The sequence below is a fragment of the Bacillus sp. TH17 genome (assembly GCF_016651125.1).
GTDB lineage: Bacteria > Bacillota > Bacilli > Bacillales > Bacillaceae_G > Bacillus_A > Bacillus_A mycoides.
This window is the reverse complement of record NZ_JAEKEN010000001.1, coordinates 919,236-943,745: the sequence shown is the minus strand read 5'-3', so window position 1 is coordinate 943,745 and position 24,510 is coordinate 919,236. Positions and strand designations below refer to the sequence as shown.

Sequence of the window (24,510 nt, the reverse complement as noted above, 5' to 3'; positions counted from 1 at the left end):
CTTACACTTTACCTATTTTCTCTTTCAAATTTTTTCATTGTATCGTTTAAATTTGTAGGGAAAGGTACGTCAACAACGATCTCTTCTTTCGTAATCGGATGCAAAAAATTAATCTTCATCGCATGTAACGCTTGCCCGGACATATATGTTGTTTGCCCACCATATAATACATCCCCAACTAATGGATTTCCATTATAGCTCATATGAACGCGAATTTGATGCGTTCTACCGGTTTCTAACTGTAACGTTACGAGCGTCGCATTTTGTTTTTTAAAATATTTCTCTACTTTATAATACGTTATAGCTTGGTCTCCCTTTGGAGAAACACGACGCCTTGTAGCATGATGTCGATTTCTTCCGATAGCTGCATCAATTGTCCCCTGCTTCTTTTTTACTTTTCCTTCAACAAGTGCCATATACGTTCTTTTGATTTTCCGTTCCATTAATAAACGATCCATAATTGCACCCGCAATTCCATGTTTTGCGAATACAACACCACCTGTCGTATCTTTATCTAATCTATGGATATGCCGAACCTTCGTCTCTAAACCTTGCATTTGAAAATGAAAAGCAACAAGATTGGCAAGTGTTCCCGTCCCATTTTTTTCAGAAGGATGTGTATCCATTTGCCCCTGCTTATTTACAATGAGTACGTGATCGTCTTCAAACACTACATTTAATTCACCATATTCCGGCTCTACGCCGTACTCCTCCTCCATAAACATATGAACTTGTAACTTATCTCCTTCTTTTAAAAGTTCATTCCATCTCCTTTGTTCTCCGTTAACCGTAACACCTTTTTCCATACGAAGCTGATGTAATAACTTTTTTGGTACTTCCCATTCCATTTTTAACAACGACTCAATACTTATACCATTCCACGTCGTTGGAACTGTAATTTCGCACCATTCGCCCTTTTTCTTTGTTTCCATACTATAATCACCTTATTTCTATTGATTCTCTCATTGTAACGGAAAACATACTTTGATGCACCGTCAAAAATAGAGGACAGTCTTATAATCGACTGTCCCCTCACGCTCTAAGCCTTTTCATCTCCTGCAACACTTCTTCAGCTTTTTGTTCATACAACAAATCTTTAAAGAAATCCGCCAATCGTTTATAGTCGTTGTACGTATCTAATAAGTCGTCTATTTTCTCTCCTTTCATAACTTGCTGCTTTTGCTTCATTTTTACTGGATAACGATACCCCGATACTTCTTGTATTTTGTAATACTCATCCTCTACTTGAATAACTTTTACAATTTCCTCTTCTTCCGCATCCATCGTATACCCGTCAAATTCTCTAAGTAGTTCATAAATAATATGAGTCCATTCATCTTTTGGGTAAAACCCTTTTTCTAACCGATAACCGACAATGCGATACATATGCCCATCGTTTTCAGCAAACTGTACTGTATCATTTAGCTTAAACTTAAAATAACGAAACATTGCCTTCACCTACTTGTATGTAATCTTCTTATCACATACTATGCGCAAAATATAGGCCCTGCTATTCATAAAAAAAACTCATCTTATAGATGAGTTTTTTTATGATGATTTTTCTCTTTTCTTTCGAAATGGTAGCCACCAGTTCCAATCCCCAAACAATTTCATTAAACTTGGTACGAGCATGAGACGAATAATTGTTGCATCAAGAAATATTGCTAATGCAACCCCAAGCCCCATCTGCTTTACTGGTAAAATATCAGTAAAGGCGAACGCACCGGTAACAACAATCATAATTAAAGCGGCGGACGTAATAATCCTACTTGTCGAAACAAGCCCTTCTAACGTTGCTTGATCGTTATCTCCTGTTTCTTCATAAAGCTCATGAATACGTGAAATAAGAAATACTTCATAATCCATGCTAAGCCCAAATACGAGGCCGAAAATAAAGATTGGTAATACAAATAAAACTGAACTCTCTTCTAATCCGAAATGACCACCTTCAAATAACCAAATTACAATTCCAATTGTTGCACTTAAACTAAGTACGTTCATAATAATAGCTTTAATTGGAATGAGTATAGAGCGGAATGCGAATAATAAAATGACAAAGGTTGATCCAAATATAACAGACATACCAATTGCAACTTTATCTTTAATTTCATCTTCTAACTCTTGCTGGAACGTCGTCATACCGCCCAAATAATAAGTAACATCATTTTCTTTATAATTCTTTTTGAAATCACGAACCCATTGTTTTGCGGTTTCTGTACTTGGCTTCGTATCCAAAAAGACTTCCATTGTTGTTTTATTCCCTTTCGTATACGCTTCAAATACAGGAGCTATTTTCGCAGCCTCTGGCGACTGTAACATTCCAGCAACTTGATCTGCTTTCATTCCATTTAGCCCGTCATATACACTTTTCACCTTATATACTTGCTTATCGTCTTTTAACTTTTGAACAACAGCTTCTATCTTTTGTAAACTTTCTTTTTCTGTTATATCTTTCTTCGTCTCTACTACTAATGTCACATCAGCGTGTGTTTGGACAGTTTTATTAAAGGCTTCTTCATACTTCTCAAATGCAACTCTCGTATCACTCTTTTCAGGTAACGCTTCAACACCAGGAAACTGCAAGTTAGCTGTACGTAGCGGTAATAAACAAATAACAATAAATGTTGTAACAACAATAATCATGACGATTGGATGTTTCATTACAAACTGTGCAAATTTACGCCATACATTTGATGGCGTAGGCGCCGCCTGATTCTTTTTTAATATCTTTTTACCAATTAAAGATAATAGCGCCGGAAGAAGTGTGAGCGAAAACAAAATGCTCATAATAACGACAATCATCCCGCTAATAGCAACAGACTGAATATAATCTATCTTAAAGAAAAATAAGCCTGATAAACCGACGAATACACATAACCCTGAAAATACGATAGCACGCCCTGCCGTTTGATACGTAATCGCTATCGCTTCTTTCACTGTTCTCTTCGCAACTTCCTCTCGAAAACGATTTACAAATAACAGTGCGAAATCAATTGATAATGCGAGTCCAATCATCGGTGCAACATTTAACACGAAAATAGATAGCTCTTTATCACTACCTATAAAATATAAAATCCCCATCGTACTAATGACACTAAGCGCGCCATTTACAATCGGTAAAATAGACGCAATCAGACTACCAAATGAGAATAATAGTACGAGAAAAGCAATAGGTAATCCAATCATCTCTGCTACTTTTAAATCATTTTGCGTTCTTTCATTAATCTCTTGATTAATTTTCGGATATCCTGTCGGTGTTACTTTTAATACGCTATTACTTTCCTTCTCGATTTTCCCGGCAAATTGTAATGTCTTTTCCATTCGTTCTTTATTTGTTTTCCCGGAAAATAAAATCGTCGCATAACCGATATCATCTTGTAACATCTCTTTATTTTGCATTGGATGATGGAAAGATTCGTATTTTTCTTTCTCTTCAATTTGATTTATTATCCCCTCTATACGCTTTTGGAACTCCTCATGCGAAGTATCCTTTTCCTTCTCAAAAACGAGTAAAAGTGTATCTTGAGACTGCTTAAAATCTTTATCTAAAATTTCTTTCGTCTTTTGATAATCCCCTTCTGTTTGGAAACCATCACCGCCCAGTACTCCTGGAAGTTTTGGAGCAAAAATACCGAGCACTATCGCAAGTAGTAGTAATGCTACAATTACTGTATAACGAAATTGATACAAAAAAGTTCCTAACTTCCCCCACTTATCAATTTTATGTACATTTGTCTTCACACATTTTCACCTACTTTATATAATTCACTTGTCATTTATACTTTATCACATCTCCCCATAAACAAAAAACGTCTAGAAAAACTATAATACTAGTTTTTCTAGACGTTTTTTTATCTCTCGTTATTAAGTCCCAATCTCTCGGTAAGTAAACGATGACAATAAATTGCGATGATTAACAAAATGCCACCTGCACAGTAACCAGCCAAAATATCAGTCGGGTAATGAACATTTAAAATAACTCTACTTAATCCAATCAATATAATTAATATGCCCATCGAAATCGTAATACCACATTTTCCAGCTACACTCTTCAAATTGGCAGCAATGATATAGGCAAGAAAACCGAATGTTATAATAGATAGCATTGCATGTCCGCTTGGGAAGCTATACCCAAGTGCGTCAAGTGCCTCATTTAATGATGGGCGGTCTCTTTTTGCAATTTCTTTTATTCCCTTATTAACAAGGTGTGTCGTTAATATAGCCATTGGATACACAATCATAGCAGCATAATAACGCTTTTTCCAAAAAACGAGCAAGCTTATAATTAGTATCATTATAACTCCAATTGCAGATCCTAGCTTTGTAAAGTATGAGAAGAATGTAAGTGAGCTTTCCGTTTGTAATCCTTTTACCATATCACGTACGTATGTATCCATCATTGTAACACCACCTACATGTACCCTCCAAGCGATGATGCTAAATAGAACAAACAATAAAATGATACACATTAACTCATACTGATGTAACTTTTTCTTCAATCGATTTCCTCCTACTATGAAAAAATGCGATTTCTACTTTAGAAACCGCATTTTCTTACTTATTTACCTTTTGTTTTCAGCTCTGTCCAGTAGCGATCGTAGTCTTTTAACTTATCGTCTACATCAACAAGCCACTCTGTACGATCTAATTCTTCTTTTGTTAAGAAGATCATGTGATTATCACGATATTCTTTACTATGAAGAGGATGAGCTTTTTCATTTGGATTACTGTAACCAATTGACTCGTAGTTTTTCACACTTACTTTTTCATCTAATAAGTAGTTCATAAACTTCTCTGCAAGTTCTTTATTTTTCGCACCTTTTGGAATTGCTAACGTATCAGCCCAAATTGTGCCACCTTCTTTTGGTACAACGTATCCTACATCTTTATTGTCTTTCGCAATGAATGCTGCGTCTCCAGACCAAACTGTCCCGATCCAAGCATCTTCTGTAATGAATTTTTGTTTAATGTTATCTGTATCGAATGCTAATAAGTTTGGAAGTAGCTTCTGCAAATCAGCAGACGCTGTCTTTAGCTGTGCATCCTCTTTCGCGCTATTAGAGAAACCATTTTTCTTAAGTCCCATTCCTAATACTTCACGAGAATCGTTTAATAAAGTAACATGTCCTTTATATTTCTCGTTCCATAAATCATTCCAGCTTGTAGGTGTTTCTTTCACATACTTTTTATTGTATGCAATTCCTGTTACACCCCAAGTATATACTAGAGAATACTTATTCTCTGGATCAAACGCAGGTGTTTTAAAGTTAGAAACAAGGTTCTCGATGTTCGGGATATTCTTCTTATCTAAAGGCGCTAATAAGTCCATCTTCGCCATCGTTTTCACCATGTAATCAGATGGCTGAATTAAATCATATGTCGCGCCACCAGCTTGTAATTTCGCAAGCATTTCTTCATTACTTGCATATTTATCGTAGTTAATTTTCACGTTATATTTCTTTTCAAAATCTTTTAAAACTTGCTCATCAAAATTGTCAGCCCAGCTATAAATGTTTAATTCTTCTTTTTTCTCACCACAACCAGCAAGTACACCTGCAGCAAGACTGAAGCTAATTGCTATACCAGCTAATCTCTTCACTAATTTCATCGGTTTATTACCTCCTCGTTCTTTCTATATCATTCGTATTATAAAGGAAGGTGTCCTCCAGAGTTCTCTTCACCGTCTGCACCTTTATTACGGAAAATTTCCGATAGCACCATTAATCCTACAATTACAACAATTAATATTGTAGAAAGAGCATTAATTTCAGGCGATACTCCACGCTTAACCATACTATAAATGTATAATGGCAATGTTGTTGATCCTGGTCCTGATACGAAGAAACTAATTACAAAATCATCAATCGATAATGTGAATGTTAATAATGCGGCTGAAATAACTCCTGGTGCAATTGCTGGAAACGTTACATAACGAAACGTTTGCCACGGCGTTGCTCCTAAATCGTTTGCAGCCTCTTCTAAATCACGTCCCATACCAGAAAGACGTGCCGCTAAAATAACAACAACAAATGAAATACTGAATGTAATGTGTGCAATAATAATTGTTGTTTTTCCAAGTTCCATACCTAATTGACTAAATAGGATAAGTAAAGATAATCCCATTAAAATATCAGGAATTAAAATTGGTAAATATACAAGACCGTTAATGGCCCCTTCAAAACGATATTTGTAACGGTGTAATGCAATAGCAAAAATCACACCAAGAACTGTCGTCACAATTGTCGTTATAACAGCAATCGTCATACTATTTACAAACGCATCAATAACATCTTGTTTTTGAAATAAATCTGTATACCAATGGAGTGTAAAGCCCTCCCATTCCGCATTAATGCGAGAATCGTTGAAGGAATATACCATTAAAACCATCATTGGAAAATACAAAAACAATAAGATTAACCAAGAATAAGAAACTAAAAACTTCTTCATTTTTGCCTATTCCCCTCCGTTTCCATCATATTTATATACTTTCGTTGCACGATAATATAAGTAAATTAACAGAACAGAGAATAGAACAACAATCATAGATAACGCGGAACCAAACGGCCAGTCACGTGAACCTAAGAATTGGTTTTGAATTACGTTTCCGATTAATGCTACTTTCGATCCACCCATAACGTCTGATACAACAAACATTCCGATAGAAGAAACGAATACTAAAATAGAACCAGTAGTAATCCCTGACATCGTCATCGGTACTGTTACATTCCAAAATGCCTTTACTGGTGTTGCTCCTAAATCATAAGCCGCCTCTAGCTTACGCTTATCAAGCTGCTCAATTGCTGCATACACTGGTAAAATCATAAATGGTAATAAAGAATATACCATTCCGAGTATTACAGAAGGCGTATTATATAGCAGATTTAAAGGTTCACTAATAATACCTAGTTTCAATAGCAATGTGTTTACAAGACCTTGTGAACGTAAAATAACAATCCATGCGTATGAACGAACAAGAAAGTTAATCCAGAACGGAATCGTTGCCAATAATAGAAGGATAGAACGATATTTACGATCAACAATTGTAATTGTATAGGCGAATGGATAACCGATTACTAAACATAGTACTGTCGTAATAACAGCTATCTTCACTGTTTCCCATAACGTCCCCATATATAATGGATCAAACACACGTGCTATGTTATCTAATGTAAATTTCATTTCCACTGTCCCGTATGCTCCGCGCTGCATGAAGGCAAATGCTAATACGAACAGAAGTGGAATTAGGAAGAAGAGTAACAGCCATACGACTGTAGGTAATGCGAGTAATTTCCCTTTCTTCAATTTAAGGTCACCTCGTCCTCTTGCTCCCAGCCTACATATACATTATCTCCAATGCTCCACTGCGTTGCTTCTTCAGCAGTTTGATATGCCATTAGTAATTCCGCTGTTTTCTCCTCACGTACATATAGCTTTTCCATATTTCCAACAAATTCAATATCTTCAATATGTCCAAGATGGTATTCTTTTAAAATTGGCTCTTCAACCGAGCGAACTTTTACATTTTCAGGGCGAACTGCTACGTAGTTTTCCCCATTTTTCACGATATTATTTTCACCGATGAACGTCGCAACAAACAATGTTTTCGGCTTATTGTAAATTTCCTTAGGCGTGCCGACTTGTTCGATATGCCCTTTATTCATAACGACAATACGATCACTCATACTCATCGCTTCTTCTTGATCGTGCGTTACATATATGAACGTAATTCCTAAATTACGTTGTAAGTTTTTCAATTCACGTTGCAAATCTTTTCTTAACTTAAAGTCAAGCGCTCCAAGTGGCTCATCTAATAGTAATACACGTGGGTTGTTTACAATTGCTCTTGCAATTGCTACACGCTGCTGCTGTCCACCAGAAAGCTTCGAAGGTTTACGATTACGGAACTCAAGTAACTGCGTTAAACGCATTGCCTCTTCCGCACGTTCTTTCTGTTCTGCTGCTGATACTTTTTGCATTTTCATACCGAAACAAATATTTTTTTCAACATTCATATGTGGGAATAGTGCGTAATGTTGGAACACTAAATTCATATGACGCTTGTATGGCGGCAAATCGTTAATCTTTTCATCATCTAATAAAAGATTCCCTTTAGTTGGGGTTTCAAATCCTGCGATCATACGAAGTAAAGTCGTTTTCCCGCAACCACTCGGTCCTAAAATTGTTAAAAATTCTCCTTCTTTAATATCTAAAGAAAGAGGGGGATAATCACTTGATTTCCAAAATGTTTTTCTACTGCTTCAACTTTAATAATCTTTTTCATTTTCCCGTCCTATCTACCTTAAATTTTAATTTTTATATTCATGAATAAATATTTATGTTCTATAGACTATTTTTTTGTTTCGATCCAAACAAAAATGGTTGTTTAGCAGCGTTCTCTTCTATTCTTTATGTAGTATGTTTGATTCATTTTCGCATGATACATATGTCGAACAGAAAAACCCCTTCAGTTGCGAAGGGGTTTTTATCATACGGCTACGCCTACTGATAAACACCATCATCATTTTAACAACTTTCGTATGAATTTTAAAGCACTTTTTGTAGAAGAGTAACGAATTTTCATGTCGAATGCTGTAGATTGGGACAAAATGCTTTTATAATGGGAAAAAGTCCGAAAACTTTGTTCACCATGATAGCTGCCTAATCCACTACTTCCAACGCCCCCAAAAGGTAAATATGGCGTTGCAAGATGATATACGACATCATTTATACATCCTCCGCCATATGAAATATTACTCGTCACTTTCTCTTGCACTTTTCTATCTTCAGAAAATACATATAGTGCTAACGGCTTTGGATGGTGCTGAATCGTTTCAATTACCTCTTCTATTTTGTCATATTCTATAATTGGTAAAATAGGTCCAAAAATTTCATCTTCCATAACAGCACTTTGCCATGTAACATTCGTTAACACTGTCGGCTCGATGTGTAATGTTTCTTTCTTATAATTCCCGCCAATCACAGGTTTACCGTCTTGTAAAAATGTACATAAGCGTTCAAAATGACGCTCACTCACAATTCGCACATAATTGTCATTTTGCAAAGCATCTTTTCCATATTGCTCTGTGATTTCATGTCGTAATGCCTCGATTAACTGCTCTTTCACTGAAGAATGAACGTACATATAATCAGGCGCTACACACGTCTGCCCAGCATTCAAAAACTTGCCCCAAACGATTCGTCTTGCGGTTACATCTAGCTTTGCATCTTTATGTACAATACATGGGCTTTTCCCGCCAAGCTCTAACGTAAGAGGCGTTAATTTTTTCGCCGCTGCTTCCATCACAACTTTTCCGACACCAACACTACCTGTAAAGAAAATATAGTCAAACGGTTCCTTTAAAAGTGCAGTGCTTTCCTGAGCGCCGCCTTCTACTACCGATACAAGCTCTTCTGGGAATAATTCACCTAACATTCTCGTAAGCACTTTTGAAACATTTGGTGTTAACTCTGACGGCTTTAAAACGACTGTATTGCCAGCTGCCAATGCTCCTACGAGTGGTGCAATCGCTAATTGAAACGGATAGTTCCACGGTGCGATAATAAGCGTCACACCATACGGTTCTGGCACCACTTTCCCCTTCGATCCAAAATGAGTAAGAGCTGTGCGAACACGCTTCGGTTTACTCCAAGATGAAATATGCTTCATTTGAAAAGAAATCTCTTTTAGTACATATCCAATTTCTGTTGTAAATGATTCGTGAACTGATTTATTCAAATCTAATTTCAACGCTTGAAAAATCTCACCTTCAAAACGCTGAATTCCTTCATAAAGCTTCTGCAAATTCTTCTTTCTCGTCTCTAGACTTCTCGTATGTCCTTTGTGAAAATATTCCTTTTGTTTATTTACAATAGAGGAAATACTCATGCACTCACCTTCTCCCACTATTTTTATCCAATTCTTTCATTATTTATATAGACTTCATATGTAACAAATTTCTATTCTTAAAGTTACATTATATATAACTTTTCCCTTTATATAAAATTCATTGCTCACAAAAAACTACCGAAAGAAAATCTCCCGGTAGTTTTACTGTATTAACGGTATAAACGAACAGCACCTGCAGAATTATCATCAGCTTGTCCTACTACTTCAAACTTCAGACCAAGCTTCGGTAAAATACGTCCTGCATCTGGAATCTGTTGATTAATATACGTTTTCGAATCATCAAACTTCGGTACACCAGCTAAGCCATTATACGTATATGTTCCACGCGTTGGAGATACAACTTTCCAAGCTGGCGTTTTGTCGAATGAGAACGCCGCATCAGCAATCTGGAATCGTGTACTACTGTCAATTGTCGGCTTACCATTTAAAGTTCCTACAATTGCTTCTGGATGAGAATCAACTACACCAAGGAAACCGTGTCCTGGATGTAAACCAACCCAGTTATCTGAGTAAGCTGAGTCTGCATACCATACAACCATACCTGAGTTATATTCTGGACCGCGAGCAAATTTCAATGCGCTATCTGATCCAGTATGGTTTCTCCACTCTACATAGTAGTTATGTTTTTTCTTCTCTGTTCCGCTAGAAACAACGAAACCATCTAATTTAAATTGTGATGTACCTTCTGCATCATCTGAGAATGCAACTTTACCATCTACTGTTAATGACGCATTATCAAGTAGGAAACCATTTAATGCTAAACCACCATCTGTAATGTACTCAAATGTTAATTTTACTTTCTTACCTTTGAATTGACTTAAATCATATGATTTGTCAATCCATTTCCCATTTGTCGTAGCTGCATTTCCACTATTTGCTTTCTCACCAATTCTTTCAATTAACGTTTGTTGACCATCTTCTGTTACAGCGTGTACTTCAAGGAAATCATACTCAGCTTCAATCTCATATAATGATTTGAAATCGAATTTCGCATTCGTTGCATTTGTCAAATCAAACAGTGGTGTTTCCATTTTTGTGTGAAGATTGTCACCTTTTGTGCTGTAGTAATACTGTTTACCAAATGCTGGAGCAATTGTTTTTACATCCTTATCTGGTAAGTTAACACGAATCATACCTGGTCGGCTAGATTTCGTAACACTTTGGTCTAAATATGTTGCTAGACCGACACCTTTATTTAATTTCTCGTAATCTACTTCTACGATATTTGCCCAGTTACCACCGATTGTTTTTTGGAAAAACTCTTTATTTTGTGGTGAGAAACTTGTTGGCGTTGTTCCTGCGATCTTACCAGCCCAGCTTCCGCCACTCATAACAGACCAAGCTTGAATTGGTTCACCATGACCGGTATAGTCTGTATCATACTCATCTGGAAGACCTAAATCATGACCATATTCATGTGCGAATACACCAACCGCGCCATCTTCTGGTTCAATTGTGTAGTCGAATGCTGCCATATTTCCGCCCCAATATGGAACTTTCGCTTGTGTACCTTCAATTGCGAATGGTTTTGGTCCAACTGTCCAGCGATGTGACCAAATTGCATCATCACCTAATTTACCACCGCCAGCTTCTTGTCCAACACCCGCATGAATAATCATTAAGTGATCGATTAAACCGTCCGGTTGATTTTGATTTCCATCACCATTTACATCGTATTGATCGAACTGATCAAACTGTGATAAATCAAGACCGCTATCTACAGCTGCTTTTAATGCATCTTTTACTAGATCACGTGGTCCTTTTGGCCCTTTATTATCATGACCTGTTGCAGCATCAGCACCGTAATCAGCAGCTTTACCAGGAACTGTTAACCATTTTGTAACTGTTCCATCAACAGTGTAACTACCACCAGATTGCTCTTCGTAATATTGTTTAAACGTTTCGATTTTGCTTCCATCATCTAACGCGAATGGCTCATTACCGAATAACATTTTTTCATAGTGTTCTTTGTTAAAATCGTTAGAATACATGTAGCCAGGTTCTTTATCAATATTGTTATGCTTGAAATCAGCATACTCTACAAGTAAAACGAGTACTTTATCCTTTCGAACTTCACCGTTATATTCTTTTTGCTTTGCTGGAGAAGTTGGTACTTTACCATTTAGACCGCCTTTAACTGGGCCTGTCGCTGCAGGTGTCCCTGTTGCCGGTTTGTCTAACTTTTCTTTCGTTTCTGCTTTCGCATCTTTTACTTTCTTTAAAAAGTCAGATGCATCTTTCGTAAGTTGGTCCCCATTTGTCGCTTCTTTCCCAGGATTTTCACCCTTCTTCTTCTCTACATACTTTTCGACAGCTTTCTTTGTTTCTGTCTCTGAAGCTGACGAATCAATTACCCCACGATTTTTTAGCGCATTTGCTAATCTCTCTTCTGGGATTAAGTGATCATCAACTGGACTTGTAGCTGTCTTATTCTCCGGCGTTTCAGCGTATACAGACTGGCTTCCAGCACCAAACGACAAGCCTAGAACAGCTGTCAAAGCAATTGATGATAACACTTTAAATGGTTTCTTTTTCATCCCTTATTGCCTCCCCTAATATAAAATATGTATTACATACTTTATATTATTAAAAATTCAATATATTTTCAATATTTAGTTATATTATGTAATTTTTTTAATATATTTGTAAAAATTTCATAGTTAGTATACGAATATATCACAATTCAACAATGTTTTCAGAAAATATTGAAAATATTTGCCAGAAACTTTATAATCGCCATAGAGGGAATTTAATGGGATTTTATCTTTGTTTCATCTACAAAATATTTGATAATTCACTATATAAAATACAAAATCCGATTGCATTATCATATATTCTGTAGCAGCAATTATGACCACTAATTAGGGAGGAATTACATTTGTACAAAGATAAGGCTGACTCACTAGATCAAGAATGGATTGATTTAATACTTGAAGCTCTAGATGCTGGCATTGCCCTGCAAGATATTGAACACTTTTTTCAACGTATGAAGCATACGAGCCAGGCTCAATAGCCTCGTTCTTTTTAACGAAGTTTATGTTATAATAATCACATCATAAGACGACTACATATTGATAGAAAGGTGCGCAAATATGATAGGAGAACGTATAAAACGCCTTCGTTTACAAAAAGGCATTTCATTAACAGAACTCGCCGAAAAAGCTGGTGTCGCTAAATCTTACATTAGTTCTATAGAACGGAATTTACAAAAAAACCCTTCTATTCAGTTTCTTGAAAAAATTGCAGCTGTTCTACAAATTCCAGTTGATACTTTACTTCACGATGAAACAACAACGGAAAGTCATCTAGACTCCGAATGGACACAGCTCGTTAAAGATGCGATGAGCTCTGGTGTCTCAAAAGAACAGTTTCGTGAATTTCTCGAATTTACACAATGGAAGAAAAATCAACAATAATACATATAAAAGAGTGCTTAAAACGGGCACTTCTTTTTTTCTTTATAAAAAAAAGCGGGGAATCCCCCGCTTTTTTTATTTATTATTTTTCTTCTCCATCTGTTTGGTTAGCATTGAATGTCCACTCTAAATTCAATGAATCACCTTGGAAAATATTTTGATCTTTTTCATTGTCTACGAATTCAAACTGTACCCATAGGTAATCCTCTGTGCCAGCCTCTAATCCACCCTTTTCTCCCCACTCAGGAGCAAAGATGTCTTTAGCTAAAAGATCTGGATCCACATTTTGTAAATCCGCTAAAGTTGTTTCATATACAGGCTCACTTTGCTTATCCCAGTTCCAAAGGAATTTCACTTTAATATGCTTACCGAAGTCTTCACCAGCATTATCACCTTTTGCATCTTTCACAGTATACTTTGTCGCTAATTTAACATCTTTAATTGCTAAAGTACCGTTGTTCTTTAATAAGAACTCTTTCTTAACAGAATCCCCTGGTTTTAAATCTTTAATATCTACAAGCGTTTTAGGGTTTAATGTAAGATCTAACGTCCCAGCTGCAAATGTATTGTTTGATACTTCTTTATCGCTAAAGTAAGCGAATGTTCCTCCACCAATTAAAGATAACCCCAATGCTGCTGATGCAACTCCCATACCTAATTTCTTTTTCAGACTCACAATCAATTCCCCCTAGCTGTTTTTTGTATTTTTATCTCTTATTTCAAAATAAGAGGTGTAACTAAAACTATATTAGCTTAGCTAATATTTGTTCTTTTTTTAAAACCTTAAGTTCATTATAACGAACGAGACTATATAAATACAATATATATTTCATTTTTTTTATTTATCAATATCTTTTTGATTTTTCTGTTTTTTATAAATATAATTTGATAACTTAACCATTATTCATATTTAATCCTATAAGAAAAGAAAATAAGACAAAGAGGTGAGGACTGACGTTTCCTCACACTCATATAAGCATTACCTTTTTATAAGCTATTTACAGCTAATGCATTCGTATTCACCTTGCACCACTTTGTTATTCTCCAGCTGTTTCACTGGATCAGTTGAAGTGCCTTTTCATGCTCCACTTGATCAGGCTGTTTATCTATTTCTATTTTTTCTGCTCTTCTAGCTTTTTCTGTTCTTCTACTTTCTTCTGCTCTTCTAGCTTTTTCTGTTCTTCTGCTTTCTTCTGCTCTTCTAATTTTTTCTGTTCTTCTAACTTCTTCTGTTCTTCTAACTTTTTCTGTTCTTCTAACTTCTTCTGTTCTTCTAACTTTTTCTGTTCTCCTGCTTTCTTCTGTTCTTCTAACTTTTTCTGTTCTTCTGCTTTCTTCTGTTCTTCTAACTTTTTCTGTTCTTCTATTTTCTTCTGTTCTTCTAACTTTTTCTGTTCTTCTATTTTCTTCTGTTCTTCTAACTTTTTCTGTTCTTCTGCTTTCTTTTGTGCTTCTGTTTCATTCTGTTTCTTTACTGTTTCATCTTTTAATAGTTGTTGTAGAGCCTGAATTTGTTCATCAATGGCTTGCAAACTAGCTTCTTTATCAACATAATCACGCTTCTCTTTAATACTATGAAAACCTTCGTTCACATACAAGGATACTTGATGAATTGATTCACTTTTGTTCACTTTTAATTCTTCTTGTATTTGATTATAAGGCGTTTCTATTAAAGTATATACTTTTTGTAAAGCCTCCTTCTCAGAAGCAATTTTCTCACGCCCTTGCTGCCATACAACAATTGCTTGTTCTATTTCTTCAATAGAAGTAACTTTCAATTTCGCTTTCATTTCTCCATACTCATGTCCAATAAGCTGTTTATGTTGCTCAGCTTGCTCTTTTAACGTATCAACTGTTTTCGGAAATATAATCGCTGTAGAAAGAGTGGCTTCTACTTTCGTTTCGTGAATAAATGAAGCTTCTGTATACGTCATCACTTGAGAGCCTAAATAAAACGTAATAGAGCACATACACGGCAATATAAGCATCCTTTTTAATTTGCGAGGTGTTTTCAACATCTTAATCTCTCCCATCGAACAATGTGTTCTTTATACAGAACGTTACTTTTATTATAATAAAGACCTGTACAAAATGATAGCCATATCCTAGAAAAATACATTCCAATCCACGCTATTTAACTATAAAAGGGGCTATCAAATTGATAGCCCCTTTTATAATATATTTATCTTTCTGTACCATCTGTTTGTTGTGCATCAAACGTCCAAGTTAAATTTAGTTTATCGCCTTGGAATTCATTTTGGTCTTTTTTATTATCAACAAACTCGAATTTCACTGTAAATTTATCTGACTTACCTGCAGAAATACCTTTTTCATCCCAGAACCAAGCAGATAAATCATTGTCTACCGCTGTAAGTGTGTCACCCTTCAATTTATCTAGCGTTGTTTCTTTTACAATTGTTTCATGCTTATCTACATTTTTTAAGAATGTTACTTTAATATGTTTACCAAAATCATCTTTATTGTCGCCCTTCGCATCGCTTACTTTGTAATCTGTTTTTAGTAAAACTTTTTTAATATCTAAAGAGCCTTTATTTTCTAGTTTAAAATCCCTTTTAATTGTATCGCCAGGCTTTAAATTCGATACATCAACAACTGTTGATGGGTTTGCCGCTAAATCAAGTGTACCAGCCGCAAATGTATTATTTGACACTTCTTTATCGCTAAAGTATGCAAATGTTCCTCCACCAACTAATGCTGCTCCTAATACTGCTGATGCGATACCCATTCCTAATTTTTTCTTTAAAGTCATGTCCATATCCCCTTAATATATATATTTGTTAACTTCCTAAACGGAAAGTACAACCAAACGAACTAGACGGATTGTTCTACTTTTTTATCTTTCTTTTCTCCGTCAATGCTACGAATAGCACCAAAAATAGAAATTGCGGAATAGCCAAGTAAAAAGACTCCAGGAATAATGAGAAGTAATGCTGCTCCCGCTTTTGAACTCGCATAATTCAGTCCATAACCAACGTATGGAACTGTAATATCTGCATACTTTCCGATTACATTCTCTGCAAGTACTGGTGCTAAATCTGGTCCGTTGTTGTTATCTCCTTTTGTTTCATACATTACTTTTCCATTTGTATCTTTCACACCGATAATACGGTGAGTGATAATTTTGTCATCTTTCTCTTTAAACGTAATAACATCACCTTTTTTATATTTAGAACCATCTTTCGTTGGCTCTATCGCAATGATTGATCCTGTTAAAAATGTTGGTTCCATCGATCCTGAAAGAACGCTCTTAAATTGATATCCCATCACTGTTGGATCACCACCACTCGCTTTTGAAGAAATAACTACAAAAGCTAAACAAACCATTACCGCAAATAAAACAAATGAGATAACGTTGCTAATCACCTTCCAAATTAATTTCATCGTCTCTCTCCCTCTCTGTTGTTTTATATCATTTTGAAATTAATAACGCTCTAATTGTTCTTTAACAAGAACATACACAAATAATATAACGAACAAACAAGAAATGCAAGGTGAAAATTTACAATTATTAGTTAAATCATTTTTGAAATGCATACAAAAAAGACCGTGACAAAATCTCATCACGGTCTACTAGCAATTTATTTTTCTTCTGATTTCATCCCTTGGTTATTTCGGCGCAGCACTACATATAAAATCGCTCCAAATAATAAAATCGCACCTATTCCAACACTTATCACTTTCACATTCGATTCCTTTACTTCAGGTGCAACTGTATCTTTTTTAGGCATCGCAAAAGTAACATCTTCTTTTGAAAGAACATTTATAGTCGCAATCGTTTGATTATTCTTTATAATATCTACCGCACCAACTACTTCACCGCGATGAATTCCTTTTTGATACAAAGATTCTTTATCCACTGAATTAACCCGAAAAGCCGTTTTTATATTTTTCCCTTCATCTTTCTTTAGCATAAGCTCAGCACTTTTTTCCAGCTCAGAATCAACATCTTTATTTAAATACGTTGTCTTTTGATGCCAACTATGTTTATCTAGTACAGTTTGCTTCGTAAATTGCCCAAAAGAATATTCCGCCATCTGCTTCAAATCTTCATAAATTTCAGGTCTTTGAGAAGCCATTACTACATTTATAATACGATTACCATCCTTCTCATTTAATAAAACGAGCGTATTGCGTGCTTCATTCGTAAATCCTGTCTTACCACCCATGCTATATGGATTTTCAAAATAAGTAGACTTATTAAAAATAGAAACTGTTTGCGTAGATGTCGTAACCGTCGTTCTTTTCGTATTCATCGCTTGTAAAATTTCAGGATACTTTTGCACACCTCTCGTAATCATGGCCATATCATATGGCGTCGTATAATGATTTGGATCATGCAATCCATTTGGCGTTACAAAATGACTATCTTTAGCCCCTAATTGCTTTGCCCTTTCATTCATCATATTGGCGAAGTTTTCAACACTTCCTCCAATATGCTCCGCAATCGCATAGGATACATCATTCGCACTCAGCACCATTAAAATCATCAGTGCAGTATTTCTATTAATAGTCTCACCAGGTTGAAACTCAATTTGATAATTACTCTTCTCTTGATCTAATGCTAATTGTGAAAACGTAAATTGATCCTCTGGCTTCGTATGCTCCATCAGTAAAATCGCCGTTAACACTTTCGTCATACTAGCAGGGAACGCACGATGATGTGCATTTTTGTCGTACAACATATCCCCTGTTTTCGCATCAATCGTAGTCGCAAACTGACTAAAAACATTCGGCCCTTCCGCAGGTGGAGGTGCCACTTGCTCCGGATTTACTCCAATATTCGTCTCAGCATATAACGTCATAGGTGTCAAAAAAAATAAACAAATAACCATAACAAAAACCGAAATTTTCTTAAAATTTACCATATGACTCTCCCTTTTCCCTTTACTTTCACATTCTATAAAATACCTCTACCAACCTATATGTAATTTGTATTAATTTGGAAGAATATTCACTTTTTTACTATATCACACTTTTACGATTAGGAACATAAATATACAACAAAAAATAAGAAGGAATTACTCTTTCTTATCCTTCTCATCAATCAATGAGTCTATTAAATTTTGACTAGCTTCCTCAGGTGTAATCTCATCTGTCATCCCCATAAACGACCAACCTTTAGAATCGACCCACTCAACGAACTCTTGTAAAAACTCATCATGTGTCACATCCACATCAAGAATCGAACCATCAATCGAAATCGTTCTATTTCTAGACACACGCATCTTAAACGTTTTTCTTACCATTACAATTATTCTCCCTCTACTCCTGAATATTTATAAATATCTTGTACTTCTTTTATACATGATTTCTTAAAAATTGTAAAAAGGATATATTGGCCAATTTGCATATTAAAAATGAAAATCTCTTATTATATAACCCTCACACTACATTCATTTAGTCATAAATTACGGAATACATCCATATAAAAAAACAAACCAACTTATATTCTATCACACTAAATACACTTGACTTTAGTACAATCAAATGGAATATATTAGAAAACACCTTAAAATGAGGAGGAACTCCATGGCGCGTTGTACATATTGTAAAACGAAGTGGAAAGTAAAAGATGTATGGTCGATACTTGTAACATTTGAAAAAGATTGTCCGTATTGTTTCGGAAGACAATATATGTCTAATGATACCTTTCATCATGCTAACGCCGCTTTACCTTTGCTATTCTTATGTCCTTTACTTGTTGATCTAAGTGACGAAAATCCTTTAGATAAATATCGAAAATAATATAACCCCTACATTCAAAACCTACTTTCTATTCAGTTCTCTCCTTATTAATTCTCCCTTTATTCACTACTAATATACTTGCACATGCTCCCTCTTTAAAAACTTACTATAAAAATATTGTAAAATTTCAGTTAATTATATATAATTGCTTTAGCATAATGATTAAAGATGCTATTACATAAGCATTTTTTAAGATCCCGTAGCTCAGCAGGGAGAGCGCCACCTTGACAGGGTGGAGGTCGTGAGTTCGAGCCTCTCCGGGGTCATATCGTAAAAATAGCGATCTACCAGTTGGTAGATCGCTATTTTTATATGGTAATTCAACCGCTTATGCCACTTTTTTTCCTTAAGAGCCTTGATAATCGATCCAGTAGCGATTAAAAGAGTCCCCGCGATAAAGAATGCTGCGCTAAGTACAAAGAACACTCTAAGTAGATTCGAGTTAATAATGTAGTTATATGCGTCTCCCCCCACATAAACGTGTTTATTTAACTCACTGTATTCACTAGCCATATAATACCCTTCGATTTTGTCAATTCCCTTATATAGCAGTACCGCCGAATGTATATAAAAATTACCGCCCAAATTATCCATTTTTTCATGATTGTATTTACTCTTGTTGTCTATCTTATTATTTATTAATTTTATGAAGCCTACGCTACTCACAAAGATGACTGCACTTGTGGTCGATTCTCTTAGCTTTAGCTTCTTGTAATTGCTTTAGAAGGCTTTCTAACTCCTTCTTTCCAGTATTTCTTTAAACTTATTCAACTGGAATAAGTTTAACTTGCTCTGCTGTCTTGATAATATCACCACTACCAGCGAAGAAAGTATAATCCCCACGACCTACTGAACTATTACCCAGAATGGTATTTACTGTTGCTGAACCACTCTTGCTATCGAATACAACAAAGTTACTACCATGACCTACTGCCGTAGCCTTATAACGACCTGCCGGAATATCTTTGCCCACGATGTATTCACCTGCACCTAACATTCTAGGCTCTTCCTGCTTAGCTTTAACGCCTTCTGTAAGCTTCTGTAGTTCACTATTCTTAGCTTGGATATCCCCATCTAATTTACCTACTTCACCCTTCTTAGCCTCTACATCTTTGCCCAACTTATCAACTTCTGATGTTAATTGATTCTTATTAGCTACTAGAGCCAAAGTCTCTTCTACTTCAACTTTTTTATCATCAAGCTTCTTTTGCTCTGCATCAATACCTTCTTTGACTTTGCTCTTCGTGTAAATTAATTCATTCTCTTTTTCTTCTGCTTTCACTTTTGCCTCTTCATATGTAACCTTTTCTTTCTCGATAGCGACCTTGGCTCCACTAGCGCCAATTGAATATGAAATTACTAATCCAACGATTACTGCTAAAGTAATCCATAACTTCTTTGACTTTACAATTTTCATAATTTATTCCTCTAATTGAATTTATTATATTAATATATCATATATTTAATACATTTATAACTTACAAAATGCAAGATTTCCCGTCTACTATTCCATCTAACTTCTTTCCCATCTTGAATAGCTTTTATGACCAACCTTATACACCCTCCATGTAGTAAGCCCCTATCCCTCTATACTAAAAATTTTTGCTTTGTCTGGTTATTAACATCATATAGTTAATATAAATATTGGAACATAGTATATACAAGCAAATAACCAACTAATAATTGCTCGTTATAAGCACATTTTTATAGATTGCATAAAAAAAGATGCCAGCAAATGCTGGCATCTTTTTTTACTACTTTCAAATTCTCACTCTAACGTTTTGTGAATATCGCTCTTTTACAAGAACTAAATCACTTCCCACCAAACATCTTCTCCAAAGACTTCGCATTAGCAAATAATACTTCTTTCAAGTTATCATCTGCAACGATTTTATAGTCGCCATCTTTGTTTTTCTTTAAGTTCAATGTAACTTCGCGAGTTGCCATGATTGCATCTTTATCTGATAAGTGTTTGACGATTGCTGATGTCATCGTTTTTTCGATTGATTTTTCAGATTGTTCTTTGTCTTCGCTAAAAGCACTAGCGAAGGCCATTGGCATAACTTCTCCCACTGCTTTTGTTACAGCAACGGATAGATCAGCAGATGTAATTTTCACTTTCACTTCTGCTTTGTCATCCTTTTTCGACACTTCTTCTGGCTTTTCAAATTTAAAGTTTTTCGTAATTGCACTCAGCATTGCTTTTGCCTCAACATCATCTGTTTTTTCATTTAGTTTATTAAATTCCTTGTCACTCTCAACAAATGTACGAGCCTTTTCTACATCACCTTTTTGTATCGCTGTTAAAAATTCTTCTGTAGTATCTTTCGGATTTGCACACCCTGCTAAAACACCTACTGTTAATCCTACTACCATCATTAACAGCAATAATTTCTGTATCTTTTTCACGTTCATTCTCCTCTTATCTTTTCTAGTAAGTCAGCATTATACAATAGTATGAAACTGACATTACAAACATTTTTTAGTATAGCATTTATATGATTTGTTTTCTATTCTTTCCCAAAAGATAAAGAGCCTTGTAGTATTTCTACAAGGCTCTTTATCTTTCAATCCGTATCCGTAGCGCAAATTAACCACATTTTATGCTCCGTACTATCTAACACCATCCAAGTAGCATCCCACGCAACATCGTAAAACCAATCTGTCCAAGGGCTTTGACTTTCGAACACTATAATATCCTCATAACGATCTTGGAACATGTATTGGCATACATCGCTCGCTAATTGCTTCGCAACTACCATTCTCTCTGGAAAATATTTATATGCTCCGCCTCTTATAATTTGAAATGCAATACTCCCATCAAGTATTACCGCACTATTATATTTAAATTGAAACTTATATTTTTCTGATGTATGTATTTTTAATTCCTCTAAGTTATTGATTATATCTAAAGAGTTGAAGACTTTTTTGAAAAAGTGCTCGTATCTATTTCATAAGGTATTTCTTTGAAAAAATTTTCGTTATGTACTTTAAAACAGCTTATTACTGCTCCACCATTTAAGTTTTGTTGCTTAAATGTGTTTATAAGTTGCTCAATAGATGAGTCATTCGTTTCTATTTTTTCAAAAGTTCCTGCTTTCTATCTCATAGTACTCACCATTTTCCATCTATGGATTCTTTATACTTTAAATTTTATCTACTTGTTCTGTTTTTTGTTTTTCTTCAATATATATATCTAGCAAATTCATAAGATAATGACAGAACTCTAAATTCTTTTTATACTTCGTTTCCTTCACCCAGCACGAGAAAAATATATATGCAAATATCACACCACACATTATTAGCACAAAAAAAGCATTACTTTTTGCATTTATTGTCAAAGGTGTTGTTAGAATCATTGTTAAAATTGCAACAGCAAATGCTACCGCAGTAGTCAAAAAGTGAGTAGGCTTCATTGCTTCTAATCTGGATTTTATATATGCATTCATCATTTTCAAATCATTTACTTTCATATTTTTTATCTTTACATTGGAGACTTTCAAATTACACTCAATTATTAAATCTTTAATTTTCTGTTCTAATTCTTCGCTTGCCTTTTCTATATAAAAATATTCAGTTTTTTTCATAATTATTTTCCTCATTCATATAATTTATTTATATATATTAGACAACCACTCTTCAAATAGACAGCCCATTCAAAGAAAACAAACAATCCTCTTAATAATGTTGGTTTCCTTCTATTTATTTCTTATACACAACTGAAAAAATAATCACAATCATCCCAAGCACATCATGCCCCGCTACAATCCACATACTCCTATCAAAAATCATCAATGATAACCAAAGCGATATATTAATAGCAGCAAATAATAAATATAAAATGAAGTCTATCTTTTGTAGCGCCTCCCTATTCATCAAAATGTAAATGGCACCGATAGGAGGCAAAATAAAGCAAAGGAAAAAGACAAATATTTTTCTTAACGACCATGGATATGAAGTTACTGTCTGCATATGAGTCTCCTTTTCATTATAGTACTTGTTTTAACATCCGCCTTACTACTCTACATTCTTCACTATGAGGCTCTTTTACGAGTATAAGCGGCCTTTCATCCTCTTCTTCGAAAATCATTTCAAATACTTCTGTTTTTTCTTCTAATATGTTGGATTCACTATCTTTAGTAGGCTTTTTGCTTGGTTCAATTTTCTTCGTCGCTTCGCCAAATTTTCGCCCAACTTCTTCTGCTTTGGCAGGTTCATTCGTAACGTAGTATTCTTGGTCCTCCCATACTAACATAGGTGGCACTTGTTCTCGTTTGTTACATATTATATAAGTAATACTAGCTATAAGTAGTAGACATACTCCTATAAAGAAGATAGCTTTTTTTCATATACTATTCCCCTTACCTATCATTTCATTGGATTATATAATATTCATTATATATAGTAAATGGATTTTATGGAAATTTTTAGTTTTATTTTCAAAAAGAAAAACCTTACAAAAGTAAGGTTCCGTTTTTAAGTTCTATAATGACTGATTTATTAAAACGATCATTACGATAATCGCTATAAACATAACAACTAAGCAGCCGATCATTTTATAAAATCCTCTTTTCGTTAACGTCCCGCCTTGAACGTCTTTACGAATAAATAAGAATACCGCTAAAAATAATACAAGCCCCATGCCAAAAGCATACATCATTTGCATATGTTAATCTTCCTTTCTCTTTTACATCTTAATATCTTTTCGATAAAACAACAAACGATATAAAAACTGTACTCATCGTAAGTGCCATTAATATATTCAATAGTTCAACCGCAGATAGCGTAATTACTTTTAAGTTTAAGCCAATAGAGAAAAGAAGATAGTATGCCGTTAGTGCAAAAAAACTGAAGAACATTCCTTTATAACGAATGAGTTTCATTCGCTCATCTTTTTCTTTAAATTGCGGGTGCAAGTAGCTTAGGCAAAAACACATGATCATCATTGCAAGTACTGTATAGGTTGGAATTGGCGGTGCAGAATGCGTCATTATACCTGCTAATATCATAGTTCCGCTCATAATTAAAAAGATAATCCCCATAATTACAAAGTACTTTTGTGAATAATTCATCCTTTCTCCCCCTCTTCTTTTCCTTCATAAATAAATACATGTTCTATCGTTGTCTGAAATGCTTTTGCAATTTCAAATGCTAACGGGAGTGATGGATCATATTTTCCCTTTTCAATTGAAATGATGGTTTGTCTGGAAACTCCAAGTTTCTCAGCCAATTTTTCTTGAGATAGTCCAAATTTTTTTCGGTATTCAACCATTTTATTTTCCAAGGAAATTTCTCCCTCCTTCCTTATACCGAGTATATATGTAAAGGGAGCTTTACGTCAAGTTTCCTTTACATTCATTTCGTCTATTTTTCATTCTATTTATATAGAAGAAACTTTTTCAAATTCAGCACGTCTATTTT

The 24,510-nt window shown here is 34.9% G+C and carries 26 protein-coding genes, 1 tRNA gene and 2 pseudogenes; 4 read left to right on the top strand and 25 right to left on the bottom strand.

Features of this window, described 5'->3' with window-relative positions:
- Positions 1-8 precede the first annotated feature (8 nt).
- The 10 genes and pseudogenes from JFT95_RS04680 to inhA1 form a co-directional block, all read right to left on the bottom strand.
- Entirely contained in the window at positions 9-932 is a 924-nt protein-coding gene (locus JFT95_RS04680) for an RluA family pseudouridine synthase (RefSeq protein WP_201051615.1), read from the bottom strand.
- A 100-nt stretch (positions 933-1,032) separates the two neighbouring features.
- Positions 1,033-1,449 (bottom strand): hypothetical protein, encoded by a 417-nt coding sequence (locus JFT95_RS04675; protein ID WP_002011605.1) that lies wholly within the window; start codon positions 1,447-1,449, stop codon positions 1,033-1,035.
- A 99-nt stretch (positions 1,450-1,548) separates the two neighbouring features.
- A complete protein-coding gene (locus JFT95_RS04670; RefSeq protein WP_201051614.1) occupies positions 1,549-3,741 on the bottom strand; it encodes an MMPL family transporter in 2,193 nt (730 codons plus the stop codon).
- Positions 3,742-3,851: 110 nt separating this feature from the next.
- Positions 3,852-4,499 (bottom strand): phosphatase PAP2 family protein, encoded by a 648-nt coding sequence (locus tag JFT95_RS04665; RefSeq protein ID WP_201051613.1) that lies wholly within the window; start codon positions 4,497-4,499, stop codon positions 3,852-3,854.
- A gap of 59 nt (positions 4,500-4,558) precedes the next feature.
- Entirely contained in the window at positions 4,559-5,608 is a 1,050-nt protein-coding gene (potD, locus tag JFT95_RS04660) for a spermidine/putrescine ABC transporter substrate-binding protein PotD (RefSeq protein WP_201051612.1), read from the bottom strand.
- Between the two features lie 38 nt (positions 5,609-5,646).
- Positions 5,647-6,447 (bottom strand): spermidine/putrescine ABC transporter permease PotC, encoded by an 801-nt coding sequence (potC, locus tag JFT95_RS04655; RefSeq protein WP_002011483.1) that lies wholly within the window; start codon positions 6,445-6,447, stop codon positions 5,647-5,649.
- A gap of 6 nt (positions 6,448-6,453) precedes the next feature.
- On the bottom strand, positions 6,454-7,302 hold the full coding sequence (gene potB / locus JFT95_RS04650; protein ID WP_002188855.1) for a spermidine/putrescine ABC transporter permease PotB: 849 nt from the start codon (positions 7,300-7,302) through the stop codon (positions 6,454-6,456).
- A pseudogene (gene potA, locus JFT95_RS04645) lies at positions 7,299-8,281 on the bottom strand (spermidine/putrescine ABC transporter ATP-binding protein PotA). Before potA ends, potB begins: the two are co-directional and overlap by 4 nt.
- 237 nt (positions 8,282-8,518) lie before the next feature.
- A complete protein-coding gene (locus JFT95_RS04640) occupies positions 8,519-9,886 on the bottom strand; it encodes an aldehyde dehydrogenase (RefSeq protein WP_201051611.1) in 1,368 nt (455 codons plus the stop codon).
- A gap of 170 nt (positions 9,887-10,056) precedes the next feature.
- The gene (gene inhA1, locus JFT95_RS04635) at positions 10,057-12,444 is read right to left on the bottom strand and encodes a M6 family metalloprotease immune inhibitor InhA1 (RefSeq protein WP_201051609.1); all 2,388 of its coding nucleotides are present in this window, start codon (positions 12,442-12,444) and stop codon (positions 10,057-10,059) included.
- 341 nt (positions 12,445-12,785) lie between these two features.
- Here inhA1 and JFT95_RS04630 point away from each other — a divergent pair, with 341 nt between their 5' ends.
- Positions 12,786-12,920 (top strand): anti-repressor SinI family protein, encoded by a 135-nt coding sequence (locus tag JFT95_RS04630; RefSeq protein WP_002011474.1) that lies wholly within the window; start codon positions 12,786-12,788, stop codon positions 12,918-12,920.
- Between the two features lie 79 nt (positions 12,921-12,999).
- Positions 13,000-13,323, top strand: a complete 324-nt coding sequence (locus JFT95_RS04625) for a helix-turn-helix domain-containing protein (protein WP_002011473.1) — start codon at positions 13,000-13,002, stop codon at positions 13,321-13,323.
- Between the two features lie 82 nt (positions 13,324-13,405).
- On the opposite strand, the gene calY is transcribed toward JFT95_RS04625, so the two are convergent.
- The 6 genes from calY to JFT95_RS04595 all read right to left on the bottom strand — a co-directional run bounded on the left by calY (position 13,406) and on the right by JFT95_RS04595 (position 18,590).
- On the bottom strand, positions 13,406-13,999 hold the full coding sequence (gene calY / locus JFT95_RS04620; protein WP_201051607.1) for a biofilm matrix protein CalY: 594 nt from the start codon (positions 13,997-13,999) through the stop codon (positions 13,406-13,408).
- A gap of 436 nt (positions 14,000-14,435) precedes the next feature.
- Positions 14,436-15,341: a DUF4047 domain-containing protein gene (locus JFT95_RS04615; protein WP_201051605.1), complete on the bottom strand. Its 906-nt coding sequence runs from the start codon at positions 15,339-15,341 to the stop codon at positions 14,436-14,438.
- Positions 15,342-15,505: 164 nt separating this feature from the next.
- Positions 15,506-16,093, bottom strand: coding sequence for a CalY family protein (locus tag JFT95_RS04610; RefSeq protein ID WP_063217402.1), 588 nt, complete (start codon positions 16,091-16,093; stop codon positions 15,506-15,508).
- 62 nt (positions 16,094-16,155) lie between these two features.
- Positions 16,156-16,725, bottom strand: coding sequence for a signal peptidase I SipW (gene sipW / locus JFT95_RS04605; RefSeq protein WP_002064334.1), 570 nt, complete (start codon positions 16,723-16,725; stop codon positions 16,156-16,158).
- A 197-nt stretch (positions 16,726-16,922) separates the two neighbouring features.
- Positions 16,923-18,209: a D-alanyl-D-alanine carboxypeptidase family protein gene (locus JFT95_RS04600; protein ID WP_201051603.1), complete on the bottom strand. Its 1,287-nt coding sequence runs from the start codon at positions 18,207-18,209 to the stop codon at positions 16,923-16,925.
- Positions 18,210-18,362: 153 nt separating this feature from the next.
- Positions 18,363-18,590, bottom strand: coding sequence for a hypothetical protein (locus JFT95_RS04595; protein WP_002086892.1), 228 nt, complete (start codon positions 18,588-18,590; stop codon positions 18,363-18,365).
- A 283-nt stretch (positions 18,591-18,873) separates the two neighbouring features.
- Between JFT95_RS04595 and JFT95_RS04590 the strand changes: the two genes are divergently transcribed.
- The gene (locus JFT95_RS04590; protein ID WP_061689075.1) at positions 18,874-19,089 is read left to right on the top strand and encodes a hypothetical protein; all 216 of its coding nucleotides are present in this window, start codon (positions 18,874-18,876) and stop codon (positions 19,087-19,089) included.
- 193 nt (positions 19,090-19,282) lie between these two features.
- Positions 19,283-19,355 (top strand) — tRNA-Val (locus JFT95_RS04585).
- A 497-nt stretch (positions 19,356-19,852) separates the two neighbouring features.
- On the opposite strand, the gene JFT95_RS04580 is transcribed toward JFT95_RS04585, so the two are convergent.
- The 9 genes and pseudogenes from JFT95_RS04580 to JFT95_RS04540 form a co-directional block, all read right to left on the bottom strand.
- A complete protein-coding gene (locus tag JFT95_RS04580; RefSeq protein WP_201051600.1) occupies positions 19,853-20,506 on the bottom strand; it encodes a hypothetical protein in 654 nt (217 codons plus the stop codon).
- A 395-nt stretch (positions 20,507-20,901) separates the two neighbouring features.
- Positions 20,902-21,498, bottom strand: a complete 597-nt coding sequence (locus tag JFT95_RS04575) for a hypothetical protein (RefSeq protein WP_201051599.1) — start codon at positions 21,496-21,498, stop codon at positions 20,902-20,904.
- 158 nt (positions 21,499-21,656) lie between these two features.
- Positions 21,657-22,168 (bottom strand): annotated as a pseudogene (locus JFT95_RS04570) (hypothetical protein).
- Between the two features lie 67 nt (positions 22,169-22,235).
- Positions 22,236-22,676, bottom strand: coding sequence for a hypothetical protein (locus JFT95_RS04565; RefSeq protein WP_201051596.1), 441 nt, complete (start codon positions 22,674-22,676; stop codon positions 22,236-22,238).
- Positions 22,677-22,791: 115 nt separating this feature from the next.
- The gene (locus JFT95_RS04560; RefSeq protein ID WP_201051594.1) at positions 22,792-23,061 is read right to left on the bottom strand and encodes a hypothetical protein; all 270 of its coding nucleotides are present in this window, start codon (positions 23,059-23,061) and stop codon (positions 22,792-22,794) included.
- Positions 23,062-23,077: 16 nt separating this feature from the next.
- Positions 23,078-23,425, bottom strand: a complete 348-nt coding sequence (locus JFT95_RS04555; protein ID WP_307838411.1) for a hypothetical protein — start codon at positions 23,423-23,425, stop codon at positions 23,078-23,080.
- Between the two features lie 147 nt (positions 23,426-23,572).
- Positions 23,573-23,755 carry a DUF3976 domain-containing protein gene (locus JFT95_RS04550; RefSeq protein WP_002086895.1) on the bottom strand — a complete coding sequence of 61 codons (183 nt, stop codon included), beginning with the start codon at positions 23,753-23,755 and terminating at the stop codon, positions 23,573-23,575.
- Positions 23,756-23,783: 28 nt separating this feature from the next.
- Complete coding sequence (locus JFT95_RS04545; RefSeq protein WP_002117153.1) at positions 23,784-24,161, bottom strand: hypothetical protein; 378 nt, start codon at positions 24,159-24,161, stop codon at positions 23,784-23,786.
- The gene (locus tag JFT95_RS04540; RefSeq protein ID WP_002140896.1) at positions 24,158-24,373 is read right to left on the bottom strand and encodes a helix-turn-helix transcriptional regulator; all 216 of its coding nucleotides are present in this window, start codon (positions 24,371-24,373) and stop codon (positions 24,158-24,160) included. The genes JFT95_RS04545 and JFT95_RS04540 overlap by 4 nt, the downstream gene beginning before the upstream one ends.
- Between the last annotated feature and the right edge of the window lie 137 nt (positions 24,374-24,510).